Annotated in this window: 30 protein-coding genes; all 30 read left to right on the top strand. The window is 41.8% G+C overall.

Annotated elements, in window-relative coordinates:
- The first annotated feature begins 49 nt into the window (after nucleotides 1-49).
- Nucleotides 50-517, top strand: coding sequence for an ArpU family phage packaging/lysis transcriptional regulator (locus EKM81_RS06805; RefSeq protein WP_125650133.1), 468 nt, complete (start codon nucleotides 50-52; stop codon nucleotides 515-517).
- 304 nt (nucleotides 518-821) lie between these two features.
- Nucleotides 822-1,034 carry a hypothetical protein gene (locus EKM81_RS06800; protein WP_125650131.1) on the top strand — a complete coding sequence of 71 codons (213 nt, stop codon included), beginning with the start codon at nucleotides 822-824 and terminating at the stop codon, nucleotides 1,032-1,034.
- Nucleotides 1,035-1,111: 77 nt separating this feature from the next.
- Complete coding sequence (locus tag EKM81_RS06795) at nucleotides 1,112-1,924, top strand: hypothetical protein (protein ID WP_225420207.1); 813 nt, start codon at nucleotides 1,112-1,114, stop codon at nucleotides 1,922-1,924.
- Between the two features lie 209 nt (nucleotides 1,925-2,133).
- Complete coding sequence (locus EKM81_RS06790; RefSeq protein WP_125650129.1) at nucleotides 2,134-2,952, top strand: terminase small subunit; 819 nt, start codon at nucleotides 2,134-2,136, stop codon at nucleotides 2,950-2,952.
- Nucleotides 2,927-4,219, top strand: a complete 1,293-nt coding sequence (locus EKM81_RS06785) for a PBSX family phage terminase large subunit (protein ID WP_125650127.1) — start codon at nucleotides 2,927-2,929, stop codon at nucleotides 4,217-4,219. The genes EKM81_RS06790 and EKM81_RS06785 overlap by 26 nt, the downstream gene beginning before the upstream one ends.
- Before the next feature lie 16 nt (nucleotides 4,220-4,235).
- The gene (locus tag EKM81_RS06780; RefSeq protein ID WP_225420206.1) at nucleotides 4,236-5,705 is read left to right on the top strand and encodes a phage portal protein; all 1,470 of its coding nucleotides are present in this window, start codon (nucleotides 4,236-4,238) and stop codon (nucleotides 5,703-5,705) included.
- On the top strand, nucleotides 5,656-5,973 hold the full coding sequence (locus EKM81_RS06775; protein ID WP_125598183.1) for a ribosomal-processing cysteine protease Prp: 318 nt from the start codon (nucleotides 5,656-5,658) through the stop codon (nucleotides 5,971-5,973). The genes EKM81_RS06780 and EKM81_RS06775 overlap by 50 nt, the downstream gene beginning before the upstream one ends.
- 5 nt (nucleotides 5,974-5,978) lie before the next feature.
- The gene (locus tag EKM81_RS06770) at nucleotides 5,979-7,712 is read left to right on the top strand and encodes a minor capsid protein (RefSeq protein ID WP_125598186.1); all 1,734 of its coding nucleotides are present in this window, start codon (nucleotides 5,979-5,981) and stop codon (nucleotides 7,710-7,712) included.
- The gene (locus tag EKM81_RS06765) at nucleotides 7,712-7,894 is read left to right on the top strand and encodes a hypothetical protein (protein WP_125598189.1); all 183 of its coding nucleotides are present in this window, start codon (nucleotides 7,712-7,714) and stop codon (nucleotides 7,892-7,894) included. Before EKM81_RS06770 ends, EKM81_RS06765 begins: the two co-directional genes overlap by 1 nt.
- 60 nt (nucleotides 7,895-7,954) lie before the next feature.
- Nucleotides 7,955-8,263 (top strand): ImmA/IrrE family metallo-endopeptidase, encoded by a 309-nt coding sequence (locus EKM81_RS06760; protein WP_125598192.1) that lies wholly within the window; start codon nucleotides 7,955-7,957, stop codon nucleotides 8,261-8,263.
- Nucleotides 8,264-8,498: 235 nt separating this feature from the next.
- Nucleotides 8,499-9,170: a capsid assembly scaffolding protein Gp46 family protein gene (locus EKM81_RS06755; RefSeq protein ID WP_125598195.1), complete on the top strand. Its 672-nt coding sequence runs from the start codon at nucleotides 8,499-8,501 to the stop codon at nucleotides 9,168-9,170.
- A gap of 19 nt (nucleotides 9,171-9,189) precedes the next feature.
- Nucleotides 9,190-9,528 carry a hypothetical protein gene (locus EKM81_RS06750; RefSeq protein ID WP_125598198.1) on the top strand — a complete coding sequence of 113 codons (339 nt, stop codon included), beginning with the start codon at nucleotides 9,190-9,192 and terminating at the stop codon, nucleotides 9,526-9,528.
- Nucleotides 9,529-9,547: 19 nt separating this feature from the next.
- Entirely contained in the window at nucleotides 9,548-10,579 is a 1,032-nt protein-coding gene (locus EKM81_RS06745) for a major capsid protein (protein ID WP_125598201.1), read from the top strand.
- Nucleotides 10,579-10,770 carry a conjugal transfer protein gene (locus EKM81_RS11260; protein WP_191987272.1) on the top strand — a complete coding sequence of 64 codons (192 nt, stop codon included), beginning with the start codon at nucleotides 10,579-10,581 and terminating at the stop codon, nucleotides 10,768-10,770. The genes EKM81_RS06745 and EKM81_RS11260 overlap by 1 nt, the downstream gene beginning before the upstream one ends.
- Nucleotides 10,721-11,065 (top strand): phage head-tail connector protein, encoded by a 345-nt coding sequence (locus EKM81_RS06735; RefSeq protein ID WP_125598205.1) that lies wholly within the window; start codon nucleotides 10,721-10,723, stop codon nucleotides 11,063-11,065. Before EKM81_RS11260 ends, EKM81_RS06735 begins: the two co-directional genes overlap by 50 nt.
- Before the next feature lie 8 nt (nucleotides 11,066-11,073).
- The gene (locus tag EKM81_RS06730; RefSeq protein ID WP_125598208.1) at nucleotides 11,074-11,415 is read left to right on the top strand and encodes a hypothetical protein; all 342 of its coding nucleotides are present in this window, start codon (nucleotides 11,074-11,076) and stop codon (nucleotides 11,413-11,415) included.
- A complete protein-coding gene (locus EKM81_RS06725) occupies nucleotides 11,415-11,957 on the top strand; it encodes an HK97 gp10 family phage protein (RefSeq protein ID WP_125650123.1) in 543 nt (180 codons plus the stop codon). The genes EKM81_RS06730 and EKM81_RS06725 overlap by 1 nt, the downstream gene beginning before the upstream one ends.
- Nucleotides 11,958-12,320, top strand: coding sequence for a hypothetical protein (locus EKM81_RS06720; protein ID WP_125650121.1), 363 nt, complete (start codon nucleotides 11,958-11,960; stop codon nucleotides 12,318-12,320).
- Between the two features lie 6 nt (nucleotides 12,321-12,326).
- Entirely contained in the window at nucleotides 12,327-12,785 is a 459-nt protein-coding gene (locus EKM81_RS06715; RefSeq protein ID WP_125650119.1) for a phage tail tube protein, read from the top strand.
- A gap of 78 nt (nucleotides 12,786-12,863) precedes the next feature.
- Nucleotides 12,864-13,268 (top strand): DUF6096 family protein, encoded by a 405-nt coding sequence (locus tag EKM81_RS06710; RefSeq protein WP_125650117.1) that lies wholly within the window; start codon nucleotides 12,864-12,866, stop codon nucleotides 13,266-13,268.
- Between the two features lie 14 nt (nucleotides 13,269-13,282).
- The gene (locus EKM81_RS06705) at nucleotides 13,283-13,633 is read left to right on the top strand and encodes a hypothetical protein (RefSeq protein WP_125598220.1); all 351 of its coding nucleotides are present in this window, start codon (nucleotides 13,283-13,285) and stop codon (nucleotides 13,631-13,633) included.
- Between the two features lie 31 nt (nucleotides 13,634-13,664).
- The gene (locus EKM81_RS06700; protein ID WP_125650115.1) at nucleotides 13,665-18,779 is read left to right on the top strand and encodes a phage tail protein; all 5,115 of its coding nucleotides are present in this window, start codon (nucleotides 13,665-13,667) and stop codon (nucleotides 18,777-18,779) included.
- A 15-nt stretch (nucleotides 18,780-18,794) separates the two neighbouring features.
- Nucleotides 18,795-19,154, top strand: a complete 360-nt coding sequence (locus EKM81_RS06695) for a DUF6711 family protein (RefSeq protein WP_125598225.1) — start codon at nucleotides 18,795-18,797, stop codon at nucleotides 19,152-19,154.
- Nucleotides 19,155-19,167: 13 nt separating this feature from the next.
- Nucleotides 19,168-22,608, top strand: a complete 3,441-nt coding sequence (locus EKM81_RS06690; RefSeq protein WP_125650113.1) for a hypothetical protein — start codon at nucleotides 19,168-19,170, stop codon at nucleotides 22,606-22,608.
- Nucleotides 22,609-22,619: 11 nt separating this feature from the next.
- Nucleotides 22,620-23,075, top strand: a complete 456-nt coding sequence (locus tag EKM81_RS06685; protein WP_125598231.1) for a DUF1617 family protein — start codon at nucleotides 22,620-22,622, stop codon at nucleotides 23,073-23,075.
- On the top strand, nucleotides 23,075-23,350 hold the full coding sequence (locus EKM81_RS06680) for a DUF6275 family protein (RefSeq protein ID WP_125598234.1): 276 nt from the start codon (nucleotides 23,075-23,077) through the stop codon (nucleotides 23,348-23,350). The genes EKM81_RS06685 and EKM81_RS06680 overlap by 1 nt, the downstream gene beginning before the upstream one ends.
- A complete protein-coding gene (locus tag EKM81_RS06675; protein WP_125650112.1) occupies nucleotides 23,351-23,599 on the top strand; it encodes a hypothetical protein in 249 nt (82 codons plus the stop codon). It begins immediately after the preceding gene.
- Between the two features lie 33 nt (nucleotides 23,600-23,632).
- Nucleotides 23,633-23,959 (top strand): hypothetical protein, encoded by a 327-nt coding sequence (locus EKM81_RS06670; RefSeq protein ID WP_125598240.1) that lies wholly within the window; start codon nucleotides 23,633-23,635, stop codon nucleotides 23,957-23,959.
- Between the two features lie 11 nt (nucleotides 23,960-23,970).
- Nucleotides 23,971-24,402: a phage holin gene (locus tag EKM81_RS06665; protein ID WP_125650110.1), complete on the top strand. Its 432-nt coding sequence runs from the start codon at nucleotides 23,971-23,973 to the stop codon at nucleotides 24,400-24,402.
- 9 nt (nucleotides 24,403-24,411) lie between these two features.
- The gene (locus EKM81_RS06660) at nucleotides 24,412-25,704 is read left to right on the top strand and encodes a LysM peptidoglycan-binding domain-containing protein (protein WP_125650108.1); all 1,293 of its coding nucleotides are present in this window, start codon (nucleotides 24,412-24,414) and stop codon (nucleotides 25,702-25,704) included.
- Nucleotides 25,705-25,988: the final 284 nt, after the last annotated feature.

The raw sequence follows: 25,988 nt of genomic DNA, 5'->3' as shown, positions 1-25,988 counted from the left end.
TATCAACAAATTTCTTGCATAAAAAAAGGCCGCCCGCAAGCAGCCCCTTATGAATGATTTTGACAAATCTAATTATAACACGTGGGGTGAGCGAGTGGTACTGTTGCCAGAACTAGATGACAAAGCTACTAGAAGGAATGCACGGGCAGTTTTAAATCGATTTAGAAGCTATGCTCGAATGGCTGGGCGCCCATTAGTTGAAATCAAATCGCCCACGATTGATGATATGCCAAAGGCTCAAGCTTACGGTAATTCAGCAGAAAAAAGGATTGTTGGTATTATTAATGCTCAAGTCGAAATAGATAAGATCCAACAGGCAATGTCGTTTCTGTCTTTCGATAATTATTGGGTGTTGTATTATTCGTATTTCACACCGAAGCCACTGTCTAACGATGAGATATCTAAATTAATTAAGGTTGCGACTGATAAGACAGTAGATTATCGAAAAGCAAAGGCCCTAATACAATTCGCTGAAGCATATCCAGGGCAATCCTTGCTGGTGTGGAAGCAAAACTAGATTTCGTTAAGAAATCGTCAAGAAATCATTCGGAAATAATTCGGAAAAAAGTCCGAATTAATGCGTTATAGTGATATTGTGGTTAATTTCAAAAGAACCCTTCCATAGGGCGGCGTGAGTGGTAATTATTCTGGTTCGATTCCAGTACACGCCATTGCTGTGCACCTCCAATACTGATGTTTTGCAAATAACTCCTTTAATAGTAATTTTTCCTACCAAATCTTTCATAATTGCACAGCAAACATCCCGCTACCCATCAGTCATGTAGCGGGATATACATATAATAAATTTAAGGGATGATCGTGTGGATAAAAAAGAAGTATTAAAGATGACTAAATTTGATATGGCTGGATTAGTACCAAATGATGAGTCTGCACAAAGTATCAGAATGCTAAGTCGACTGTTCAGCGAGTCTGTTAATCAGTATATTGTTGATGGATATGATCGCGTTGAAGCAGTAAAAATGGCACAGGCCTTATTTTCAGCAGTATTTAAGCCAGATAAGTTAGGAAAGTAGAAACCGTCACACCCTATATTGATATTTTAGTAATAAGTGTTACTTTAATTATAAAAATATATTATGGGGTGACACGAATGGACAAAAAGGCATTGAAAGCAATGGTTGAACATCCTGAGTATCTGATGAATTCGGAGCGTGTAGGGCTAAAACAGCGCATACAGAAACAGACGATAACAAAAGATGAGATAAAAGATGCAACCATTGAAACTGCAAAGTCTCAAGGGAGGAGTATAGTGTCTCATATTGTTGATATGAATATCGGGGATATTCTGTTAGATGTAATTGAAACAGGTGACAGACTTAAATCTAATTTGGATGATGCGAAAAAAGCGGCTCTGATAAGCGAATACTTACAAAAAGTCGATAATCAAGAACAGGGACTATTAAAGCTTGCTGATCTGATAACAGATCCATACGGTTTAAGTATTTATTCCAAAATAACTGCACTATTAAGCGATTCTCCATTTGATGATGACTTGATTTCAATACTTTCGGAGTATTTAGCTAAGTTGTCTAATGAACAAAACTTAGGTGAAGCATTTTCAAAGAGCAAGACTATCTTAAACTTGATAGATAAAGTTTCACCACTTGCATTAATTGTGTTGAAAAATTACCGTTCGTGGCCAATTATTCCAAGCCCACAGAATTCTATTTCAATCGGTGGAGTGGTACAGGGCGATAATAGTGCTTTGGTTGCAAAGAGTTTTAGTACGATTTCAGTACTTCAAAATGTAGAAGAAAGTTCTATTCAGATGGCGATTCTTGATTTGCAAGTTAACGGTATGGCCCAGTTTGTTCAAGGCATTAATCAGTTGAACAATCGACAGATGTATATGGAAAGACCCACAGAAACTGGTTTTATGGTTGCGGATGCGATTAATTCTTGATGAAAAAGACGCTTAGGCGTCTTTTTTTATACCCAAATTTAGGAAAGGAGGTGGTGTCATTGGCAATGAGGATTCATTCGAAGTTTGGGTACTGCACACCTGAGGAAACCAAAATGGATGCAAGACTCGAAAAATGGCTTAAAGATGAAAAAGCCAAAAAGAAAAAGTAATTCATTTAATTATTGATCAGGAGGTGTGGTGAATATGTAATGAAGCAGACTAATCAAGAGGCTGCTGAGAAAGATTATCTTGTGGGAATGAAGTATAAAGACATTGCTGCTAAGTATGATGTCTCAATCAACACCGTGAAGTCCTGGAAGACCAGGTACGATTGGCAGCGAGTTTCAAACAAAAAGAATGCACCACCTAAAAAAAGGGTGCACACAAAACCAAAAAAGGGTGCACACAAAGTTGCATCTGAAGTTGTTGATGAATTGGCTGCTAATGAGGAACTAACTGAGAAACAAAAACTCTTCTGTTTGCTTTATTTACAGCGGTTCAATGCTACTTGGGCTTATCGAAAGGCTTATCAGTGCGATTATGAAACTGCCAATGTTAACGGAAGTAGATTGCTAGTAAATGCTAGTATTCAAAAGCAATTGTCAATCATTAAACAGCAGCAACAATCAGGCCTATATTTGACCGCCGATAATATTTTGCGGGAGTATGCTAAGCAGGCGTTCGCTAGTCTTGATGATGTGCTTGATTATCGGGTTCATAAAGAGATGATCATGACTATGGATGGTGTTCCTTGCCTTGATACTGATGATAATCCTGTTGAACGCCATGTTTCTGACATCTTCCTTAAGCCTAGTGACGAGATTGATTGGTCACTGATTCAGGACATTCACACGGGCAAAGATGGTTTAGTCGTTAAGCTTTATGACAAGCAAAAGGCCATGAAGGAATTGCTAGATCGTCTGCCTGAGCCTGATATTGATGATGATAGTCAAGATGATTTCCTAGAGGCGATAGATGAGAGTATGGATAAAGTTTGGGGGGATGAACATGAAGCTAAAGGTACGTAAGACGTCATTTCATTTTTCACCATTTTCCCGAAAACAAATGCAAGTCCTGACTTGGTGGCGTTGGAAAGGTACTAAAGATAAAGAAGCAATCATTTGCGACGGTTCAGTGCGTGCTGGCAAAACGGTTATCATGTCACTGTCTTATGTGCTGTGGAGTATGATCATGTTTAATGACCAGCAGTTTGGTATTGCGGGTAAAACGATTGGATCGTTGAGACGAAATGTAATCCGTCCCCTTAAGACAATGCTTGAAAGTCGCGGATATTCCGTGCACGATGCCAGAACTGATAACATGCTGATCATCCGTAAGGGTAAGAAAACCAATTATTACTTCCTATTCGGTGGTAAAGACGAGTCAAGTCAGGACCTAGTTCAAGGTATTACCTTGGCGGGGTTCTTTTTTGATGAGGTTGCTTTAATGCCACAGTCGTTCGTTAATCAGGCAACAGCTCGGTGTTCTGTGGAGGGTTCAAAACTGTGGTTTAATTGTAATCCGGCCGGACCTTATCACTGGTTCAAGCAGGAGTGGATTGACAAGCTAGAGCAAAAGCATGCGCTCCAAATTCACTTTACAATGCGGGATAATCCATCCCTATCTGATGCTATTAGGGCACGATATGAGCGCATGTACTCAGGAGTGTTCTACCAGCGGTATATTTTGGGGATGTGGGTGCTGTCCGAGGGTATTATCTACGATAACTTCTCGCAGGAAACAATGATTGAGGACCTGCCAGCAAACACAGAGTATGAAAAGTATTATGTATCCGTGGACTATGGGACTTTAAATCCTACAGTCTTTTTATTGTGGGGAAAATTAGGCGACACATGGTATTGCACCAAAGAGTTTTACTATTCTGGTCGGGAGTCATCCCGACAATGGACAGATGAACAGTATGTTGACGCCATGGATAAGTTTGTCGGTAAACTCAAGCCGACACTCATCGTTGACCCGTCTGCCGCATCGTTTATTACATTGTTGCGGGCACGTGGCTATAAGGTTATTAAGGCTAATAATGATGTGATTGACGGTATTCGTGCGACTCAAACTGCAATGAATACCGGCAAGATTAAGTTTTCGAGCACGCTCAAGCATCTTTTCGCAGAGTTTTCGTCCTATATTTGGGATGCAAAGGCCGAGGAACGTGGCGAAGACAAGCCAGTTAAGGAACACGACCACACTATGGATGCAATGCGTTATTTCGTTTATATGGTGATTTATCGTAATCCAGTAGCAAAAATCAAGAAGCGGCCAAGCTGGCTGCATTAATGGAAGGGGTGATAAATTGGGAGTTGCAATTGATAGAGAGCTTGCAGGTGATATCAATAATCCAAGCTTTGAAGTTATTAACTTTGCTATTGATCAGCGTAAGAATGACATCCCTCGGTTAGACCGATTGTTTAACTATTACAATGGCAAACAGCCGCTTAAGCCTGACGGTAATAACTTGCGTGTTGGTGCTGCAAATGGTAAAGAGCCTAACGTTATGGTGAATCATGCCAAATATGTGACGGATATGGTTGTGGGCTTTACAACAGGTAATCCGATTAGCATTTCAGCGGCAAAAGGTAAAGATATCCAGCCGATTGATGATGCTCTGCAGCGCATGGACATTAACAAGCACGATGCGGAAATGGAAAAAGACCTTTCAGTCTTTGGCGAAGCTTATGAGCTTGTTTATCTGTCGAAGATTACCGAAGCTGAAACGGACGAACGTATCGAAAAGATTGACCCACGTGGCATTGTGCTTGTAACTGACGATACTGCTGAAAAGAACCCATTGTTCGGCATTCATTTCCAAGAAAAGTATGACCTAAAGGGTAATCAGAATGGCTTTTTGATTACTGTTTACACCGAGAAATACATCATCAAGTATAGAACCGAATCTGGAACCAATTTAAGCGCATCAAATCTGAAGAGTCCACCCAAGGTAAAAGAACATTACTTTGGGGATGTTCCAGTAATCGAATATCGTAACAATGAGGAACGTCAAGGTGATTTCGAACAATCAATCAAGATTATGGATGCTTATAACGTTTTGCAAAGCGACCGGCTTGCTGACAAAGAGAACTTTGTTAATGCATTGCTGGTCATTTATGGTTTTACAGTTGATGAAATAAATGAAAGTGGAACCAGCAAAGGTATTCTGGAGGCTCCTGCACGTGGGACCGCTAGTGATGGTGGTGGTTATGTAGAGTGGCTTACTAAGACCTTTAACGAGTCGGAGATTGACATTTTATCCAAATCAATCGAGAACGATATCCATAAGTCAACTTACGTCCCAAACATGAACGACGAGAACTTTATGGGAAATGTTAGTGGTGAGGCTATGAAGTATAAGTTGTTTGGCCTATTGCAGTTGCTTGTCACTAAGGAGCGTTACCTAGTTAGCGGAATTCGACGGCGGCTTAAGTTGTTGCAAAACATCATGCTGATTAAGAGCGAACAAGTTGATGTTGACGGTGCTGATATCCATATCATCCCTAACATCCCGGTTAACATGACCGATGTGATCAACAATATCAAGAATGCTGATGGCTTTGTTCCGCAGCCAGTAACCTTAAGCTGGTTAACGAACACGACCTATTCAACGGCTGACATGATCAAGATGTTAGACAGTGAAGCCGAGAAAAAGGCTAAACGTGCTGCTGATGCTATGGGCACAATGACCACATCAAACTTTGACAGAGAGGGAGGCAATGACAATGATTCAAGTAGTATTTCATCATCAAACGGATCTAGCAAGTCCGATTGATGGTTATCGAATCTATGGCCATGCAAACTATGCTGAGAAAGGTCAAGATATTGTGTGCGCTGCAGTGTCTATTTTGTCTGTGACGATTACTGATGAACTTGAAGCGCCAGTCATTGAGTCACACTCAGATAACACATTAGGTGTTACTCAATTCAAGGATTGTTCAGAGAATAATGTCCTAATCAACGCGTTAGAACATGGATTGCGTTCAATGGAACGAGACTACGGTGGCTTTATTGCAGTTAATGATGCGACTGGCGGCTGGTGATGTAATTGGCAGCTAAAAAGGATAACCTCGGTTACTGGGAGCGTCGCGCAATCGAGCAAGATTCAGACATGCATAAGGCTCTTAATAAACCGGAGCAAGTCATAAATAAGGCACATCTCGCAGCGTCAAATTGGTTAACCGATCAGGTCAATCAAATTTATCGACGCTATTTTAGTGCTCCAAATATGACTGAGGCTCAAGCCAAGAAAATCTTGAACGGAACTGTTTCCAATTCGGAAATAGTTCAACTCATCCAATTGATCAAAGATACGAAGTCTAAAGCAGTTAAAAAGCAGCTGCAACAATTTATCAGCGCTTATGCCGCCAAGTCGCGTATCACACAGTTTGAATTGCTTAAAGCCAAGGTGGAGATTGTTTCCAAGCAAGTAGCTCAGGTTGAACAAGACCAAATGGATAAGTTCTTCATCCCTCAAATTCAGCAGGCGTATGATCAAGCAGCTGTCGAAGCAGTGATTGGTCAGACTACTCATGATGTGCAGTTGCATTATCCTGATGCAGTTCCTAACATCCCCACCATTGACGAACAAACGCCGACTGTTGAATTTATCGACCCTAAGACTAATGAGACTGTTAAAACAGTTGAACTCGTCCCAGACAAGCCAATAACTGAGTTTAAACGTATGTCGACTAGCCAAGTTGATAAAGTAATGCGGATGAACTGGAAGGGTAGCAATTACTCAAAACGTATCTGGAAGAACACTGATTTGCTTGCTGATCAGCTCAAGGAGTTGTTTACGGCCAGGGAAATGTCAGGAATGTCCGAACGAGATATGGCTAAAGCGTTGCAGGAACGATTTGAGGTCTCAATGTTTAATGCACGACGCTTAATCAGAACCGAAGCAGCTTTCGTCAGCAATCAGGCACGGCTAATGGGATGGCGAGAGAACGGGGTTAAATCTTATGTATTGAATGCCGTTCTTGATGAGCGGACATCAAAGATTTGTCGCTTAAAGGATGGCAAACACTTTCCAATTGAAGATGCTGTCTGTGATGGACCCGATGGGAATTATCCACCGTTTCATAGCTTCTGCAGAACTGTTGCTGTAGCATATTTTGGTAAAGACACCTTTGTAGGCCAGCATTTGGTCAATAACCCAATCGGACACTCATTCGAGATGCCAGCTGGAACGACGTATCAGCAGTGGGAGAAAGCTCTGATCAACAAGTATGGCGGTCGAGATAATTACGACCGATTGCTTGCTGAAAAGCAATCTGAGACTGAAGATAGGGCATTATTTGACCAATATACACCAATACTTGGGGATGACATGACTAAAGACTTCCAAGCGTGGCAAGATCTGAGGTATAATGGTGGCAGAGATTGGCAGTTGACGAAGCTTGACTATCAGCGCAAGGAAAGGCTATTGAACAATTCTGATTTAAGATTGCCCAATGCTGACGGCGCGACTATCGATAATCGAAAATTCACCGAGTATTTATTTAATGAGAATAGTAAGTCTGGCTATCCAAAAGGCAAAATTATTTCTGAACGCTTCGGATATAGCAAAGACAACTATTTATCCTTTAAGAAAGAAATTCTCAAACGAAGTAAGAGCTATCCGGCGAAATGTAGAGGTACAAATAAATATGGCGATTCATACGAGCAAAAAATGATTTTTTATACACCCAAAGGTAAACCTTATAACCTTGTTGCGGGATGGTTAGTAGATGGAAATCAAACAAAATTAACAACAATAATGATTAAGGAGGTCAAGTGATGCAAGTCAATGAATATGACGGAGTATTATTGAAAGATGGACGCGAAGCTATTATAATCGAAAAATTCGATGATACGCATTTCATGGTCGATGCAGCACAGACTGCCGAAGAGTGGGGAATCATTGACATTACAATTGATGATATACAAAAAGTAACAACCAGATCCAGTGCAACTAAATAGCACCCGGTCACTATCGGTGATTGAGTGCTATTTTTATGCTCAAAAATCAAGGAGGGACTTATGTTAATCCCAGATAAAGTAAAAGTTGGCAGCATCACCTATCAAGTCAAGCAAGAGCATATCGATAAGACAGATGATGGTTTATACCAATTTGGTGTCACCGATTACTTAAATGCCGTCATTACAATTAATTCTGATTATCCTCAAGAAAGAAAAGAACAAACATTTTTCCATGAATTAATGCACGCCGTGTTCTTTGAGTCATCTAACTCAGATCAAGCCGCAGATGAACGTTTGGTTGATTCGACTGGATTAATGCTTTATCAAGTTTTTAAGGAAAATGAGTTAGCCAATTTGAAGAAGAGCTAGGAGGTAGCATTCGTGGTATGGGTTAAGATATTGCTCTTTGTCAGCTATTTGTATTTTGGATGTAGTATTACAGATCAGAATGTTGATAATGTTGGTAAATTTGGTTCCATCATCTTAGCAACGATCTGTTTAGTGATGTGGTTTTGGTTATATGCTTTTTAAAAGTCTTATTGTCCTAAGTATGACAATTTAAACTGCTTATTTTTTATACCTAAAAATTCATAGGAGGTTAAGCATGAAGAAATACAACTTATTACTGGATTTGCAGCGTTTCGCGGATGACAGCGGATCAGATGGTGCTGGCGCTGGTGACCAGGGCAATGGCAGTCAAGGGCAAGGCGACAACGGTGCTGGTGGTGACCCTAATGGTGGCGTTGGGGATGATGGAAAACCAGTAACGCCGCCTGCAGGTCAGATCACCTTTGCGTCGCAGGCCGAATTAGATGCTGTTATCAACAAACACGTCACTGAAGCAGTCGAAAAATCCAAACAAAGCCAACAACAGCAAAAAGATTACGACAAAATGAACGACGCCGAAAAAGCCCAGTTTGATTTGAATAAAGCTCGTGAAGAACTCGCTGCCGAACGACTTAAAACTAAGTCAATGGCTAATCGCTCGCATGTTTTAGCCAAGCTTGGTGCCGACAAATTACCTACAGGGTTAATCGGTTTATTTGACAGCGTGCTTAGCAAGGATGAAGCAGACGTTGATGTGGCTTATGGCTCATTAGTCAAGACGTTCAATGCTTCCGTGCAATCTGCGGTCGATATTCGCCTTGCTGGTTCAGCCGATAAGCCGGGTGGTAACGGAGCACCAGGCCGCATTGATACTGCAGGCGAAACATTAGCCAAGCGCCGCAATGATGCCGATACAAAATCGGTTAAGGATCCATGGGAAACAAACTAATACGAGGAGGTAATTTTTTATGGTTTATGTAGACAAGACACAAAACGTATCACAAATCAATTTTCTGGCCAGTGGCCGATATCAAAGTTTCACCGAGTACGCAGATGCCAATTCCAATGGTGTTGTTGAAGAAGGTGGACGCAAGATTCTGCCAATTGGCTCTATCTTCCCATCAAACGATGCCAAGGCAAAAGGTATTACTTTGAGCACTGCTGATGTCACTAATGGCGCTGTCCCAGTCGCAGTCATGGTCGAAGGCTATGTTTTACCGCAACGTTTGGCAGCTGCACCGACTGCAGAAGCTAAAACTGCACTGGCAGGTATTAAATGGCGTGATGAAGCACCAACTGAAGCCTAAATTAAAGGAGGAAAACTAAATGCCAACAATTTATGATTTATTTACACAGGCCGATTTGATTGATTACTCAGCAAACCGACAATATAAGCCTTTCTTAGGAGACTCATTATTTCCAGCAAAACGTGTTGAAACCCTTAAGGTTGAACAATTAAGCCGGGGTTCAAAGATTCCAATTCTTGCATCAGTTGCTGCATTTAACAGTGAAGCTGAAATTGGCAGTCGGACAGCATCCAAGACGGCTTTGGAGCTTGCTTTGATTAAGCGTAAATACAAAATTGATGAAGAAGATATCATTGCTATGCGAAATCCACGGACACCGCAAGAAGCAGCTTATCTTAAAGATAAAGTATTTAATGATTTCGATGTGCTCAATCAAGGTATTTTAGGCCGTATTGAGCAGCAAACCATGGAAATGTTCAGTACTGGTAAGATTCATTTACGGGATGATGATAGTGATACCACAGCCGTCATTGATTATCAGATTCCAGAAAAGCATCAGCAAGCTCTGACCGATACTGCTTGGGATAAGGACGGTGCCGACCCAATTAAGGATCTAGAGAATTGGTGTGATGCTTTGGACATTACGCCAACTCGTGCATTAACTTCAAAGAAGATCTATCGTTTATTCACACAGAACCCTAAAGTGATTGCTGCAATTTGGGGTAAGGATTCCGGCCGTCTAGTAACACAAGCAGCATTGGACGAATTTATGCAATCAGCTGGGTTACCAGTAATTCGGACCTATGATGCTAAGTACAATATCCAACTGCCAAACGGTAAATACGCTTCGCATCGCTATTATCCAGAAGATCGCATCACTTTGTTTAACGATGATTTACAGGGTAATAAGCTGTTTGGGCCAAATCCCGACGAGGCAGAAAACATGGACGGTGTTAAAGTATCCAAGGTTGGTAATATTTTCAATACTGTTTTCACTGAAACACATGACCCTGTTGCAACCTTTGAGAAAGCTTCTGCAGTTGCATTACCATCTTTTGCTGCAGCTGATGAAGTATTCTTGGCGCAACCTATTGCGGGGGTGGCTAAATAATGAAGGTCAAGGTTAAATCAATGCCATTAAAGTATGGTGGCAGCGTCTATAAACCAGGGGCAACCCTGACAATTAAGCAGGATTACTTTAAAGAATCACTGTTTGAATGTTTAGACAAGAACGATGATGGTGGTGATACAGATGACTCAGGCAAAACTGGATCAGGAGACGCTAAAGAAGTTAAAAAGTGACCAGCTTAGTCAATTAAAAACTCAACTGGGCGTTAAAGAAGATGATAAATCGCTCGATTACTATTTCGATGATGCAATTCAAGCGGTGCTTGATTACACGAATCGAACTGAAATGGTAACTGGCCTATTTGTTTACGCTAAAAAGCTCGCGACTGTCTACTTTAATCAGCAATCGAACGAAGGTGAGACTCAGCGGACCGAAGGCAGCGTTACTCGCAGTTTTGAGGTAGGTATCCCCTTAGCTATCCGCAATAGTCTAGGCCGTTATCGTCTGGGTCGTTTTGCTAGATTGTAGGTGGTTGTTTGAGATTAAATCCAAGACAATTGCGGACTGTTTATTTGCGGCGGCGGTTAAATGGTACGGATGAAGAAGGAAATGTCATCACTGGCTACGGTGAACCCATTGAACTGCAGATGGTTATCCAACCAGCTGGCGGTCAGGTTAACGCTCAGACTTATGGTCAACGACTGGCATACATCAAAACTTGCCTTTATGTTGGCAATGAGATTAAAGAAGGTAAAGACGAGACCTCTGGAATTTGCGTCGATGTAGATAAGGACGCAAAAAAGCCCGATTACAAGATCAATGCAATTCGGACTTGGTCAGATCACCTCATAGTGATGATAGAAAGGGATGATGCCTAATGGAAGTCGAAATCGACGCTAGTCAGGTACTTGGTAACCTTGCTAAGCTGCCTGACTTGGTTGTTGAAGCAATGATGAAGGCTACTAATGAAACGTCTGAATTGGTTAAAACTCGCGCAGTTGATAACTTGAGATCGAACATGAGACACGGTAATGACCTTCAACAAAGTCTTGAAGTTGCAGATCCACAGTATTCTGATGGAAGGGTTACTGGAATGGTCTTTTCCAAAAACCCAATAGCAACTTATCGCGAATTGGGAACAGGCATTCATGGCCAGGAATCATCGAAAGATATTCCCAGCGGCTTTGTTCCAACGTATCACCAGTTACCTTGGTTTATTTACGTTGGGGATGTTGATTTAGACTTAACTGAAATATATGGTATGCGAAAAGTAGTCATAAAAGGGAAGAGCTTTTATGTTAGTTCTGGCCAACCTGCTAGGCAATTTCTTACACCTGCATTGCGTGTTACGGCCGAAAATGAATTGCTGGACATCATTAAGCAGCATTTCCAAAATGATATCCAGAAGGGGTTGGACTAAATGATATTTAATCTTAAGCCCGTAATCATGAATATCCTGAACTCGGTTGATGAGTTAAAACTTAAGTCGCCATCTTATCCGGCCGTCTGGTCGCAATATCCCATGGCGATTTACAGGACATCTCATCAACCGGTCTTTATTAACGCTGATCACCATGAATCACAGACGTCCTGGTCAGTGACAATTGAATTATATACAGACAACGGTAGCCTAACAACCATCACAAATAAGCTGAGTGCTGCGTTTGCAGAGCTCGGCTTTTCTTGTGTCGCCAATGATGCGAACACAGCAGGATTGAGCCGCGTTGTCTGTCAATTTAACGCCGTGATTGATAACGATACACGGCGCGTATACGGGAGGTAATTATATATGAATTTAGATTTACAACGGTTTGCGGCCGATGCTAGCCAAGGACTGCTTGCTACAGGCACGACACTTGGCTATAAAGTGCACGGCGATTCATCCATGGAATACACACTTTTGGAGGATGTTAAGACAATTCCAGAAATCGGCCAATCACCTGAAAAGGTCGACGTGACAGTCTTAACTGACAAGAAGAAAAAGGCAATTAATGGTCTGCAAGACTCATCTAGTTTAGCCTTTGCGTGTGTTTACAAAGGTGCGAATTTCAAGGCCGCTAATGGTATTTCCGACAATGGCAAAATCTACGACTGGATTGTAACTTACCCAGATGGAATGACTTGTACTTTTACGGGACAAGCCTCTATTAAAATTGGGCAAGCTGGAATTAATGAACCAATCACTTTTACAGTGACAATCGTTGTTTCTGACGGACCTGATTTTGTGGATGTTCCAGCAAAAGCATAATAGATTTATTCAGCAAGTCGCCTGTCGAAGGGTGGCTTGTTTTTGTACCTAAAAATATTTGGAAAGAGGTTTTATATTATGACAACAAAAGCAACTAAGAAAGTAACGTTCGGCGGTTTAACATTGGGTCTACGATTGGATGGTAATGCGATTATCCAAATCGAACGTCGTCTAAATGAGTCAATTGTAGGCTTATTTTTATCATCAGACGGCGGCACAAAATTGCCTCCTGCAAACAAGTTATTAATTGTTTTACAAGGAGCTAATCAAGAACATGGTGTCTCAGATGATGACATTGTTGAAGCGTTTGGCAAGTTCATCGACCAAGGCCACACCACAATGGAATTGATGGAAACAATTAACGACTTACTTGAAGATGGTGGTTATTTGGGAAAAAAAGACAAGGAAAAATCGGGGAAAGAGGAATCTGGGAAGAAATTAATTCCACTGGACGCTCCGGAAGAAACCAGCCCACTCGACTAGAAACTGTCACAGATGTGATCAATGAAATTCGGGGTCCAGCTATTGAGTCTGGTATTCGTGCTGATGAGTTTGAAACGATGACTCTCAGCGAAATACTCGACCAAATGCATGCTTATCGTAAGCGAGACATGGATAAGCTGCGCGAAAAAGGCGTCATGGATCATAAACAGGCTGAACTAATAGCCTTTGCATTTAATGACCCGTCCAAGATGCCGTCAATCCAGGAAACCTACCCATTTTTGAAAGGGTTGTTTACCGAGGCAAAACCGAAACCACAGCAGCAATGGCAAGTTGATCAGGCCAATCTAATTATGGCCGCAAATCGAATTAAGCAGGCAAGACTTGCAAAAGAGTCTCAAAAATAGTTTTACATTTTATGTAAAAGGAGGTGGATAAATGGCAAGTAATATTGATGTTGGTGACTTACAAGCAAAGTTTGGTATTGATTTAAGTAACTTAGCAAGTCAAGTTGCCAAGGCTACCGAAATGATTAAGTCAATGACTACTAAGATAGACGAAACAACAGCAAATAGTGCCAGTAAAATGAACGAAAAAATAAATAAGGCATTTGATGCTAGTAAGGGAGCAGAAGATCTTAAAAAGAAAACTAAGGAAGCAACCGATAAGGCTGAAGATGAAGTTGATGACTTTCTTGTTTCTTTTAATGGCAAGACAGTTAAAATGGCCGATTATGCTAAGAATGGATATGAAAAATCTTTCGGAGCTGCTGTGCAGGAAGCGACTAAAGCAGGCCAGAGAATACAAAAATCGTTAGCAGCCAGCGTTCAAAAACCTGTTAAAGCAACCATTAAGACTAATACAAAAGTACCTAAGCTTTCGGAGTCTGGTATTCAACAAGACGATAGTTTACGAAAAAGCATTGAAAGGCAAAGAGTCGCGGCCAATTCTGAAATTACTAAAATGGTTCAAGATATCAATTCTAAAATGGAACAAGCAAAGGCTGCGCAACTGAAAATTCAGTCTATTATTTCTAAGAAGAATTCGATACCCAACCTTAGTACTTCTGAGAGTTATAAATTTGACAGTCAAATTGCTAGTGCTCAGGCACAAATGCATCGATATCAGAATACCGCCAAACAATTAGCAGCAAATATGCGTGACGAGTTTGGTGCTGTTCCAGATGAATTGAAGAAAATATCAGCTCAAATGACACGCAATGAAGCCCAAATAGACACACTGAGAAATCGCATTAAGTCGCTTGGGAATACTTACGAACAGCAAAAGAGCTCGATTGGCAGTTTTGCTAAAGGATTTAAGACGAGTGATAATGACACATCTTTAAAAACTAAAGCTGAAATTGACAAGCTCCGGACATCGATGAATAAATTGATATCTGAGAACGATTCTTTAGCCAGTACTTACGCTAACGCTGAGGACCGTTCTAAAAGCCTAAAGAAAGCATTGTCAGGTGTTAATACTGAACTTAAGGACCAAGTTGCTGCTAGTCGTCAGGCCAGATCAAATATGGCTAATGTTGGAAATTCAGGTAAAAATACCGGCACTAGCAAAAGGCCAAGCTTATTTAGAAGAATGGGCGATAACTTCGCCAATTTCCGAAATAAATTTAAGTCTGGTTCGTCGTCAATTAAGAATGATTCTTCTGGTATTACGTCCAGACTATCTGGTATCAATCGGACTCTTAAGATGATGTGGAGTTCTGTGTTAATTTTTGGCATTTTAGGTTCGGGCTTACAGAATTTAATGGGTAGCTTAGGCAACTCTTTGATGGTGAATCGACAGTTTGCCAACTCTCTTAATCAGATCAAGGTTAATCTAGCTACTGCTTTTTATCCGATCTATACCGCAATCATGCCAGCGTTAAATACACTAATGAACGGTCTTGCTAAAGTTACCGGCCATTTAGCTAGCTTTATCAGCATGCTGTTTGGGACAACGTTTAGCAAAGCTAAGCAAGGTGCTGCTGGTTTACAGAGCAGTATCCAAGCACTCAATCAGTCTGCTGATGGCAGTGGTGTATCAAAAACTGCTAGCGGCGCTAAAAAGTTGGCAGATAACGCTAAAGATGCGACCGATAAGGCTAAGGAATTGCAACAGTCATTGGCCGGGTTTGATGAGATCAACACGCTGCAAAAAAACAATGACTCGAGCACGTCTTCAACGCCAGATACATCAGGTTCAACTCCAAGCCTCGATGCTCCAACTGGCCTTGATTTTGGTGGTGCTACTGCTAATTATCAAACACCTATATGGCTCAAAAACCTTGCAAAAGATTTATGGGACCCTATCAAAGCTGGTTGGGATACGACTGGTAAAAAGGTAATCGCGGCGTTTAAGTATGCTTTGTCCGAAGTTAATAGCCTAGTCAAAGACATTGGCAAATCATTCCTCGAAGTCTGGGACAATGGTACCGGACAGAAGTTTATCGAGAATTTACTTGTGTTACTTGCTGATGTCTTGAATATCGTTGGTGATATTGCTAGGGCATTTAGGAAGGCTTGGAATGATGACGGTCGAGGTACTCGATTAATTCAGTCATATTTTGATGCGTTTAATCGTATCTTGACGTTACTGCATCAGATTAATCAGGCTTTTCGGGACGCATGGAATTCCGGCGTGGGCGTTTCAATCAACGAGCACATCCTAAATATAATCACTAACATCTTTAAGACAGTCGGCGCTTTAGCTGGTAAGTTTTCTGAAGCTTGGCAGCATGCAAGTTTAGGCGAGAGAATCTTTAAAACTATTCTAGGTTTTATTGATGATGCACTAAAGACAATCGATAAGATGAGTGGCGCCACCGTTAAGTGGGCGGAAAAGCTAGATTTTACGCCACTGCTTAAATCAATTGACACTATGCTAAAAGGCTTAAGAGCCTACACTAAGGATATTTGGGACGGATTGGACTGGGGTTACGAGCATGTCTTGTTGCCATTAGCAAAATTCACCATTACTGATCTCATACCAAATTTCTTAAAAGTAATGGGTGCCTACTGGAAATTATTGGATAGTATTATCCAAGCAGCGAAGCCCGCATTTAAGTGGGCTTGGGATTCATTCTTGGCACCTATCGCTAAGTGGACGGGTGGCGTGATTATTGATGTGCTCAAGAAACTTGCTGATGCTTTAACTGCAATCTCTAATTGGGTTGACAATCATCACACGGCAGTTGAGGCAATGGCCAAAGTTCTAATAGCGATGTTTGCTTTTAAGGTTGCAATGTCCGGATTAGATAAGGGCGTCGGTCTTTTGGGCAAGGTTGCAGATAAGGCTGTCATTATCGGTGGAAAACAAAATGTATTGAAAAACCTTTTTGAGTCAATAACTGGTATTGATAAGTTAAAAGAAGCGGCTACATCACTGCAGAATATTTGGAAGATTGCTAGTGCGAACTGGAAAGAATCAAAGATGTTCCAGGCCTTCGGTAGTATGAACTCAAGTGGAATGTTCGACTCACTTCGAACTGCCAAAAATGGCACTGGCGCTCAGCTCGGCGGTGGTTTGACCAAGGCCGGCAAGGTTGCAACTGGATTAACTGGTGCAGCGGTCGCAGTTGACGCCGGAATGGATATCTATTCAGCGATTACGACTAAGAACCCTACTAAAAAGTTTGAATCGTATGGTTCTGGTATCGGCAAAGCTATCGGTGGTGGCCTTGGATTATTCTTTGGTGGTCCACTAGGCGCGGCAGTAGGCTCTCAAATTGGCGGAACTATCGGTACTTGGGGCGGTGACGCTGCCAAGGGCTTTAGTGACGGATGGAGTGCCGTTGGCAAAGGCAAGAAACCTGACGACTGGCTTGGTGAGCTTGGCTGGAACTCTCGTATTATGTCTAATAAGGTCGTTGCTTGGTGGGACGACATGAAGAAGAACAGCGATACCAAGCGTGCTGAACAACAAAAAGATGCTGATCGGCAGAATGCGGCCTTTATTAAGGGCTGGAACAGTTTCTGGGGTGATGTTGGTGACAAGGTTCAAAAGACTTGGGACGATACCAAAAAGACTACTTCAACTTGGGGTACTAACTTCAACAAGTGGCGTTCAAACTTTGGTAGAGATTTCAAAAAGGGCTGGGACGAGACTTGGGAAAAGGTTGGCTCGAAGCTCAAGAAAACTTGGGACGATGCGAAAACCAATACCGAAACCACTTGGTCTAATATCAAGACCGGTATAGGCACAGCAGGTAGCAACATCAAAACCAACATGGAAACTTGGTCGGGTCAGGCCAAAGATAAAGTCATCGGCGCTTGGAAAACTATGAAGACCAAGGGTGACCCTTACTTCAAGGGTATTAAAGATACTGCCAAATCTGCTTTTGATACTGTAGGCGGCTGGGCAAGCGGTCTTGGTGAAAAAATTGGCGGCGGTTTATCTAGAGGCTTCGAAGCAGTTAAACGAGGTGCCGCATCAATTGCTAATGGCATTATTGGCCCAGTTGGTACTGCTGTTAATGGTGTAATATCTGGTATTAACTGGGTCTTGGGTAAAGTTGGCGCCGGCAGTCACGCTTTAGGTAAATGGCATGTTCCTAAGTTTGCTCAAGGTGGCTATCACAAAGGCGGTCTCGCCCTAGTCAACGACGCTCCCGGGCAAAACTACCGAGAGATGTTTAAACTTCCAAATGGTCGACGTGGAATGTTTCCTGCACAACGTAATATGCTTGTTGACTTACCAGCTGGCACTCAAGTGTTAGATGGTAATCGTACAGCTCAAATTCCACATTATGCTAGCGGAATCTTTGGCTCCGACTTCATGAAGGGCTTCAACCTTGATTTTGGTAACATCTTTAGCGGAGTCAGCTCAAGCATTAGCTCAGCCATTGATGACGTCAAAGACTTTACCAAGGGTATTTGGAAATATGTTACTCACCCGATTGACTTGATATCTCAGGGTATTGGCAAGTTCTTCACGTTACCAGCTGGACTTGCAGGTAGTATTTCTGGTGGTGCAATGGATTTGATTAAGAACGGTTCAGTTGACTGGATTAGAGATTTCATCAAATCGAACGCACCCAAGAAAAAGAAAAAGTCCAAAAAGTCGTCTGGTAAATCCGGCGGCTTATTCGATTTTGACTTCGACTTTGAAAATTTGTTTGGCTTTGCAGACGGTGGCTTCTTGAATAAAGAAGGTCTGTACAAAATGGGTGAGGGCAATCTATCAGAGATGGTAGTGCCATTAACCAAACCAGCACGTGCAGTTGAGTTGATGAAGCAAGGATTGAAAGTCATGAACTTATCCGGCATGGAACTTGCAGCTCCTGACATGGCAACTAACAATTTAGCTGATTCGATTGGCACTAGCTTTAATGGTGGTAGTCAATCAGGTGTTGGCAGCATGACATCAACTGCAGACATGCAGTCGATTATTGTCGCTGCTATCTTGGAGGCCATGGCCGAGCTTAAACGTACGAGTGGTTCTGATGACAATCAAACCGTAAACATGAATGTTGACGGTGACCGTCTTGCCGAAATTGTCATTAAAGTATTAAACAAACGGTTCCAGAAACTTGGAATTAATCCATTGAATATATAAAAGGGAGTGGTGCTTATGGTGGCTTTTGCCATTGGCGGTGTGCAGGTTAAAACGCCTAAAACATTTAATGCAGCAATACAAGATATTGACGGTAATACAACTCGTGATGCTAAAGGCAACATGCATCGTGATCGTGTAACGCGAAAGCGTAAGCTCTCGATTGCTTGGGGGCCACTATCAAACAAAGAGTGTGCGCAAATCTTGCAGGCGTCTGCAGCAGAATTTGTGTCAGTGACCTATCCTGACCCAATGACCGGTGCCTCGCGGACTGGCCAGTTTTATGCTGGTGACAGAAGTGCACCATCATATAGTTGGAACGAGCAATATCAGTCAATCATGTGGCAGGGCCTGAGTTTTGACCTAATCGAACAGTAGGAGGTGATAATGATTGTTAAGCGAAACAACCGCGGTCCGTAACGCATGGGCCGCAAGTGAACGAGAATTACAGTTGAGAATTACCATTAATGACCAGGTCTTTAACGCGGAAGATGTCACTGATTTTAGTTACGATGCCGGAGCCATGAATGGTGAGTCGTTAACACTTGGCTCAACTTACGCGAACTCAATTAAAATTACTTTTTCCCACATTGTTGAAAAGTTAAAGCTTGAAGACAAAATAACGCCTGAAATTGGTATTAAGCTCCCAGATGATACATGGAGTTACACCAAACTGGGCGTTTTTATTATCGACTCAGAGGTAAAACAAGACCGTAACAACGGTCAAACGTCATTATCAGCGACTGACAACATGGTCATGCTTAGCGGTAATTACACGTCTAAAATTGCTTATCCAACTGGCGTTATTGAGTCCATTACGGATATTGCTAATCAGGCCGGTGTCAAACTCAATGAGGCAAACATTGCCCGACTGACTGACACCACTATTGGTGCTTTAGGCAAAGAGGTTACCTATAGACAGGCCATTGGTTATGTGGCGCAAATCGCTGGTGGCTTCGCTCAATTTAATCGTGACGGGCTGCTGGATATCCGTGGACTGGAAGACCCTAACTTTAGGATCACATCTGATTGTTATATGTCCAAAGGCCTGACCAAAAATGAGACGTTTTATCGCATTGGCGGTATGCAAGCTGAGGTCACAACGACTCAGACAGACAATGATGGCAACGAGAATCAGGAGACAGTTACCCTGCAGTCTGGGAGCCCAAGCGGTTCACAGATTAAGCTTACCAACCCTGCAATGAGTCAGCAGCTGCTTGATCAGCTATACGATCAGTATGCGGATATCAACTTTTACCCGTATAGCTTGGAATGGTTTGCTGACCCAAATCTTGAGGCTGGCGACTGGGTAACGATTGTCGACAACAAAGGCAATGAGTTTAAGGCGCCGGCACTAGGTTTGACGTTGAGTTTTAACGGTGGTTTATCTGGAACTCTTAAAGCTGATACGACCGTGACCTCGCAGGCAACATTTGTTTACAGTGGTCAGTTTAATCAAGTTGTGACTCGATTGCATAACGATTTTGCAACGATTGCTGGCAATCATATCTACAAGGGTATTGATCAGCCAATATTCGCCAAAAAGGGCGACCTCTGGTATCAATCAGTTGGCCCGGACACAGTCATGCAGGTTTATCAGTTTGATCCGGACACAGGACTTTATTCGTGGGTTGAGGTTGGCTCAACCAAGCCAAGCCGTGAGTTGTCTGACCAAATGGATCAGGTCAAAAAGGATATTACTGATCAATCAACCAAGATTGACGGCGCAGTAGCTAACGCTAATACAGCGGTATCAAACAGTGACTTGGCAACCAAAACGGCTAGTAGCCTAACTAGTCAAATATCAAGTGTTAAAGATGGGCTAACAACGAAGTATACTCAGCTGCAACAAACGCTAGATGGTGTACAGGTAACAGCTAATAATGCGGTGACACAAGCACAGTTATCCCTAACCGCAAACACATTCACTAACACAATAGCGGGTGTCAACGATACTCTAGCTAATTTGAGTGCTCGAAATTATTATCAAGTAAATACGCAAATCAATGTGCTTACTGGAGCGCCAGTAATTAATCATAATGAGACCGTTAATGGTTTTAAAATTACGGGTATATCCGGTCAGCTTAGTAGCGTGCGCGTAAAAAATGTAATTACAAGTAACGGTTGGTGGACGTTTAGTTTTGATTTACACGCAAACCAAGCCACCAGCATAATAGTTGATTTTTGCGGTTTATCGCCGACCACCGTTAAAGTGACAAAAGACGTAAAACGCTGCACGGTCTCTATTAATGTCACCAACTATAGCGATGTTTATAATTTTATCGATATCAGTAATTTAGGTTGGGCGTATTTTTGGTTTGACAATGTCACAGTGCAAAAAGGCAAGGCTGACTTAGGCTGGACACCGGCGCCGGAAGATCAAGCAACTGTAGCAGACGTGTCATCGCAATTTACCCAGATGCAAGACGACATTAACCTCCGCGTCAAAACAGGTGATTTAATTAGCCAAATCAACGTTGAATCGGGCGAGACACTGATAGAGTCTGCGTCAGGCAAAGGTGTTCTTAATCTTTCTGCTGCAACTGTTAATTTTAGCGGTGAAGCATTTATCCCCGCAGCCTCAATCAAAGACTTGTCAGCTGATTATATTAAGACTGGCACGCTAGACGCCAGCAAGGTTAATCTGATCAGTGTTAATGCCGACAGTATCACAGCCGGGATTATTACCGGAGATAACTTGAGTATTAATCTTGATTCGGGTGAGATTCTTTTTCAAAAGGGATCTATTAAATCTGTACCGGGCCGATGGAATAACGCCCTTGATATTGAAATTGAAGATGGAACATTTTCTCAGGCTGATTACCGAGGTAATGGTGTTCGATTTCAGGATGGCAGCATTTATATGACTAGAGATGTTCTCGATTGGAAGTCTGATAATAAGGGAGTTAAGGGTAAAGTTGATTACGGAACAGTCCGATATAGCAGCTCATTTCTTAATGATGTGCCCGGCATGATGATATATGGAAGTGAAGGTATCGTTGTCGGAACATCAAATTACACAATAATCAGTCCTTTTCAATATAGTTGGTCTATTAGTGGATCAGGAATGTCCGCTTGTCAGCAAGGTTTGGCGCTTGGTTCTTCGGAAAAAGTCGTCATCGGAAGTGGTCAGGAATATGTTGCAGGGGCCGCCATATATAAGCCAACAATAATGGTGGGAACAACCAATAGCTACACTGCACCCGGCGACTGGACTGCGGGAGGTTCTAATGATCCGGCGGGAAATGGAATAAGTTTACTAGCCAAATCCATTGTTCTTAATGTGGAAGACTCAGTTGGTGGTAACGAATTGGGTAACGTCAAGATGGGAGGTCTTGCACTAGCCTGTGATGGCCGTTCAGGGTATGTATTAAGTGCAACGACTTACGAGAGAACTTATTCCGGTAGTGCCAATATGATTATTACTGAAAATGGTGTTTATGGTCGGGTAACATCAGCCCGTAAGTATAAGCTGCTCGATCATGACGCAGAAACGGTAATCGATCATGCTAAACGCATCCTAGATATCAACCCTAAACAATGGTTCGATAAGGCCGAAGTTGAGACGATTTCTCAATCGTTAACCAATTCCACTGAGTCGCAATTAATGACTGATTATAAGTTTCAACAATATTACGGTTTTATCGCCGACGACTTTCACGCTGCTGGACTTGACGAAGTTGTCCAATTCAAGAACGGAGAAGTAGATAGCCTTGCGTATGACCGTATCCCTATGTATCACAATGTTATCCTTAAAGACCACGAAACAAGAATCGAAAAGTTAGAGCGCGAAAATAAAGAATTAAAACAGCAACTTGCTGCCATTTCTTAGGAGGATAAAACATGAAAATTACTTTAAAAAATGTTTATTTGGTGCCATCAATTAATCTGTTACAGAAGATGAGCTTGAAAGGTCAGGACACCTTGGCTCGTTCGAAGTTTGTAAAATTGCTCAAGAAATCTTTAGATGATTTGGCTGAAGCGGAGCAAGAATTGGTGAATGAGTACGGTGCCCGAAAAGATAACTCGCTGCCAGTTAGTGATGATAATCCTTTGATTACAAAACCAGATGGTAATGCAGAAATTCAGCCAAGCAAGAAATTAGAATTCAACAAGGTGCATGCCGATTTGCTGAGTCAAGAAGCTGAAATCCAAGGCGGTACTTATGTTAATCACATCGACGATATCAAACGAATTCTTAAAGAATACGGGGATAAAACAGAATTAAGTAATGCTGATGCTGAAGCCTATCTCGAATTGACAGAAGCATTCTCTAACGCAACTAAGGAGGATAAGTAATGAATGCTGATGAATTCTTCCGTAAGGGCAAACAAATGGTCACTGATTATGTTAATGATCATCTAGATAAAAGTGACGGTAAACAGATCACACCAGATAACGTTTACATTGTTTGGTCTAGCAAGACTCTCCAAAACAGTAAGGCATTGCTAAGCACGACTTTGCTTGACGGAATGTATTATGAGCTGACTTTTAACGGTGACAAAGACGAATTTTACCTAGACGCTTATAAGAAATTTGATAATAAAGCAATCAAAAATTGGGAGGAAAAATAAATGTTAATAACTAGCAAATCATTAAGCATTTCTGGCCAATCATCAATCAGTGGGCAACAGGTGATGAATTTCTCCGCTACTATTGACCAGAGTAACGGTCGTAGCAATATCACACAGGCCGTTTTAAACAAGGACTTGTACGATTCAAACAAGACCGAAGTTCGTAAAGACGCCGCGGACTTTACTGATTTAGTTTATGATCAAGAAGATAAGATGGCAGAAGCAGATAAAGCTGACACGGCCTCCTAGGTCGTTTAACTTTTTTAAAAAGGGGATGGTTAATTGGACTTAGAAAAGACCGTGACAGAGCACGGTAAGCAAATTGACGTGCACACTGAGCGTCTTAATGATGTCGAAAAGGACGTGCAAGAATTAAAGCAAGATTTGCGTGTCGGACTTGATCGTGTTGATCAGTCAAATCGATATTTGCGTGAACAGAACAACGTGATCTTGAAAGAGGTCATCACAAAAAATAAAACATCAGAACAACATGACTTCGCTCTTACCAAATTAGCCAAAGACAATCAGATCAAGATGTTTGGCATGATATTTGGTACAGGCGGGGTCATTGTTTTAATCATCAACTTACTGATGAAGTTATTCCACTAGGAGGAAAAATAATGAAAGATTTAGCACAGTTAGTATTATCAATTGCGGTAGCAGTGATTCCAGTTGTAGGAGTCTGGTTATCCCAGCAAATTATCAAGAACAAGAAGGCATTGGCATTCACGCAGGCACTAATTCCGTTGGCCGAATCAGCGGTGGTTGCTGCTGAAAAACTTGGCGTAACTCAAAAGCTGACCGGTGCCGCTAAAAAGGACAAGGCGGTCCGATTTGTTATTGATGGGCTAAAGTCACTTGGCTTTACCGATGCTGATAGAGCTACTATCTGCAACGCTGTAGAAAAGGCATTCGCAGAGTCTAAGGAACAAATTGAAGCAGTCTACAACACTCAGACTAAAAGTGGTTTCAATTTACAATCCCAAGTTGATAATCTTTCAAAGACTGTAGCCAATTCGCCTGCAGTTCATGCCACAGGTTACGACCGATAGGAGGAAGTTATGAAATTTAAAAAGAAATTAGTCTTGGCCGTCACATTAATTGTGGCGGCTGTTTTTATGGCTGTGCCTGCTAATTATGCGAGTGCGGCAAAAGGTGATCAGGGAGTTGACTGGTCTAAATACCAGGGTGCCAACGGCGTTTACGGTTACCAGCGTGATAAATTCGTAATTAGCCAAGTTGGCGGCTACTACAACGGTAGCTTTGTTGATCAATGGACTTACAAGACGCAAGTATCGTCGGCAATCGCTGCGGGTAAGCGAGCTCACACTTATATCTACAGTCGATTTACTGGACGTCAGCAAGCCGATCAGATGCTTAATTACTATTTGCCAAAGGTACAGACTCCTAAAGGCTCAATTGTCGCCTTAGACGTTGAGGATGGTTATCCAGATACAGACTCGGTTTTATATGCTTTAGGCCGAGTTAAAGCTGCTGGTTACACAGCAATGTTATATGGTTACAAGTCTTTCCTAACTTCGCATTTAAGCTTAAGCACAATTGCCAATCAGTACCCACTTTGGATGGCAGAATATCCTAACTATGCTGTAACACCGACACCTAATTACAATTACTTCCCGAGCTTCAATAATATTGGGATTTTCCAGTTTACATCGACTTATATTGCTGGCGGCCTCGATGGTAATATTGATTTAACTGGTATTACCGACAATGGATATGGCTCAAGTCATAAGACTGACACAGGTAAAGTTGTTGTTAAGCCGGATACTTCGACACCTGCAACTAATGCTGGCCAGGCGGCTAATAATACAGCCAAAGCTAACATCAAGGTTGGCGACACTGTTAAAGTAAATCTAACTACCAACCGTTGGGCTAATGGCGTTGGGATTCCTAGCTGGGTGCGTGGTAAGACCTATAAAGTGCAGCAGGTTAGTGGCAATAAAGTTTTACTTGCTGGTATCATGAGCTGGGCCAATAAATCTGACGTTGAACTGTTAAGTGTCGGCAATACAAGTACACCGGCGGTCAACTCTACCAATAGTTATACCGTGCAGTACGGCGACAGCTGGTGGGCGATTGCTAATAAGTTTGGCGTCAGTATGTATAACTTAGCTGCACGTAACGGCAAAACCATTAACGCAATGATTTATCCCGGACAACGTCTAACTATCGGCTCGACAACTGCCAACACCGCTCTAACTTACACGGTTAAGTACGGAGATAGTTGGTGGTTGATTGGATCTAAACTTGGTATTAGCATGTATACACTAGCTGCCAAAAATGGTAAAACCATTAACTCAATGATCCATCCTAATCAAATATTGATGTATTAAAATAAGCCTACTTCCTAAATTGGAGGTAGGCTTTTTTATTGGCTTAAATCGGTAGACTTACGAACTAAATTAAATATACATCCTAAACTTTTAAAGTTTTAGCAATATTTTAAAAGTTGGGTCCTGTTATATAGGAAGAAAATAGCCGCATTTTAATAAAATGTAATCTTAAAAAGTTAAAATATGGTACAAATACGGTACATGCCACGTCAATGAGCTGGCACTACTGAAATCTCACTATACTTGGTACGAGGAACAATAGAAAAACTAAAGTAAACTAATTA

The sequence above is a fragment of the Lapidilactobacillus gannanensis genome (genome assembly GCF_003946675.1).
GTDB classification, from domain to species: Bacteria; Bacillota; Bacilli; order Lactobacillales; family Lactobacillaceae; genus Lapidilactobacillus; species Lapidilactobacillus gannanensis.
Note: the sequence above shows the minus strand (reverse complement) of the source record. Positions and strands in the feature narration are given on the sequence as shown.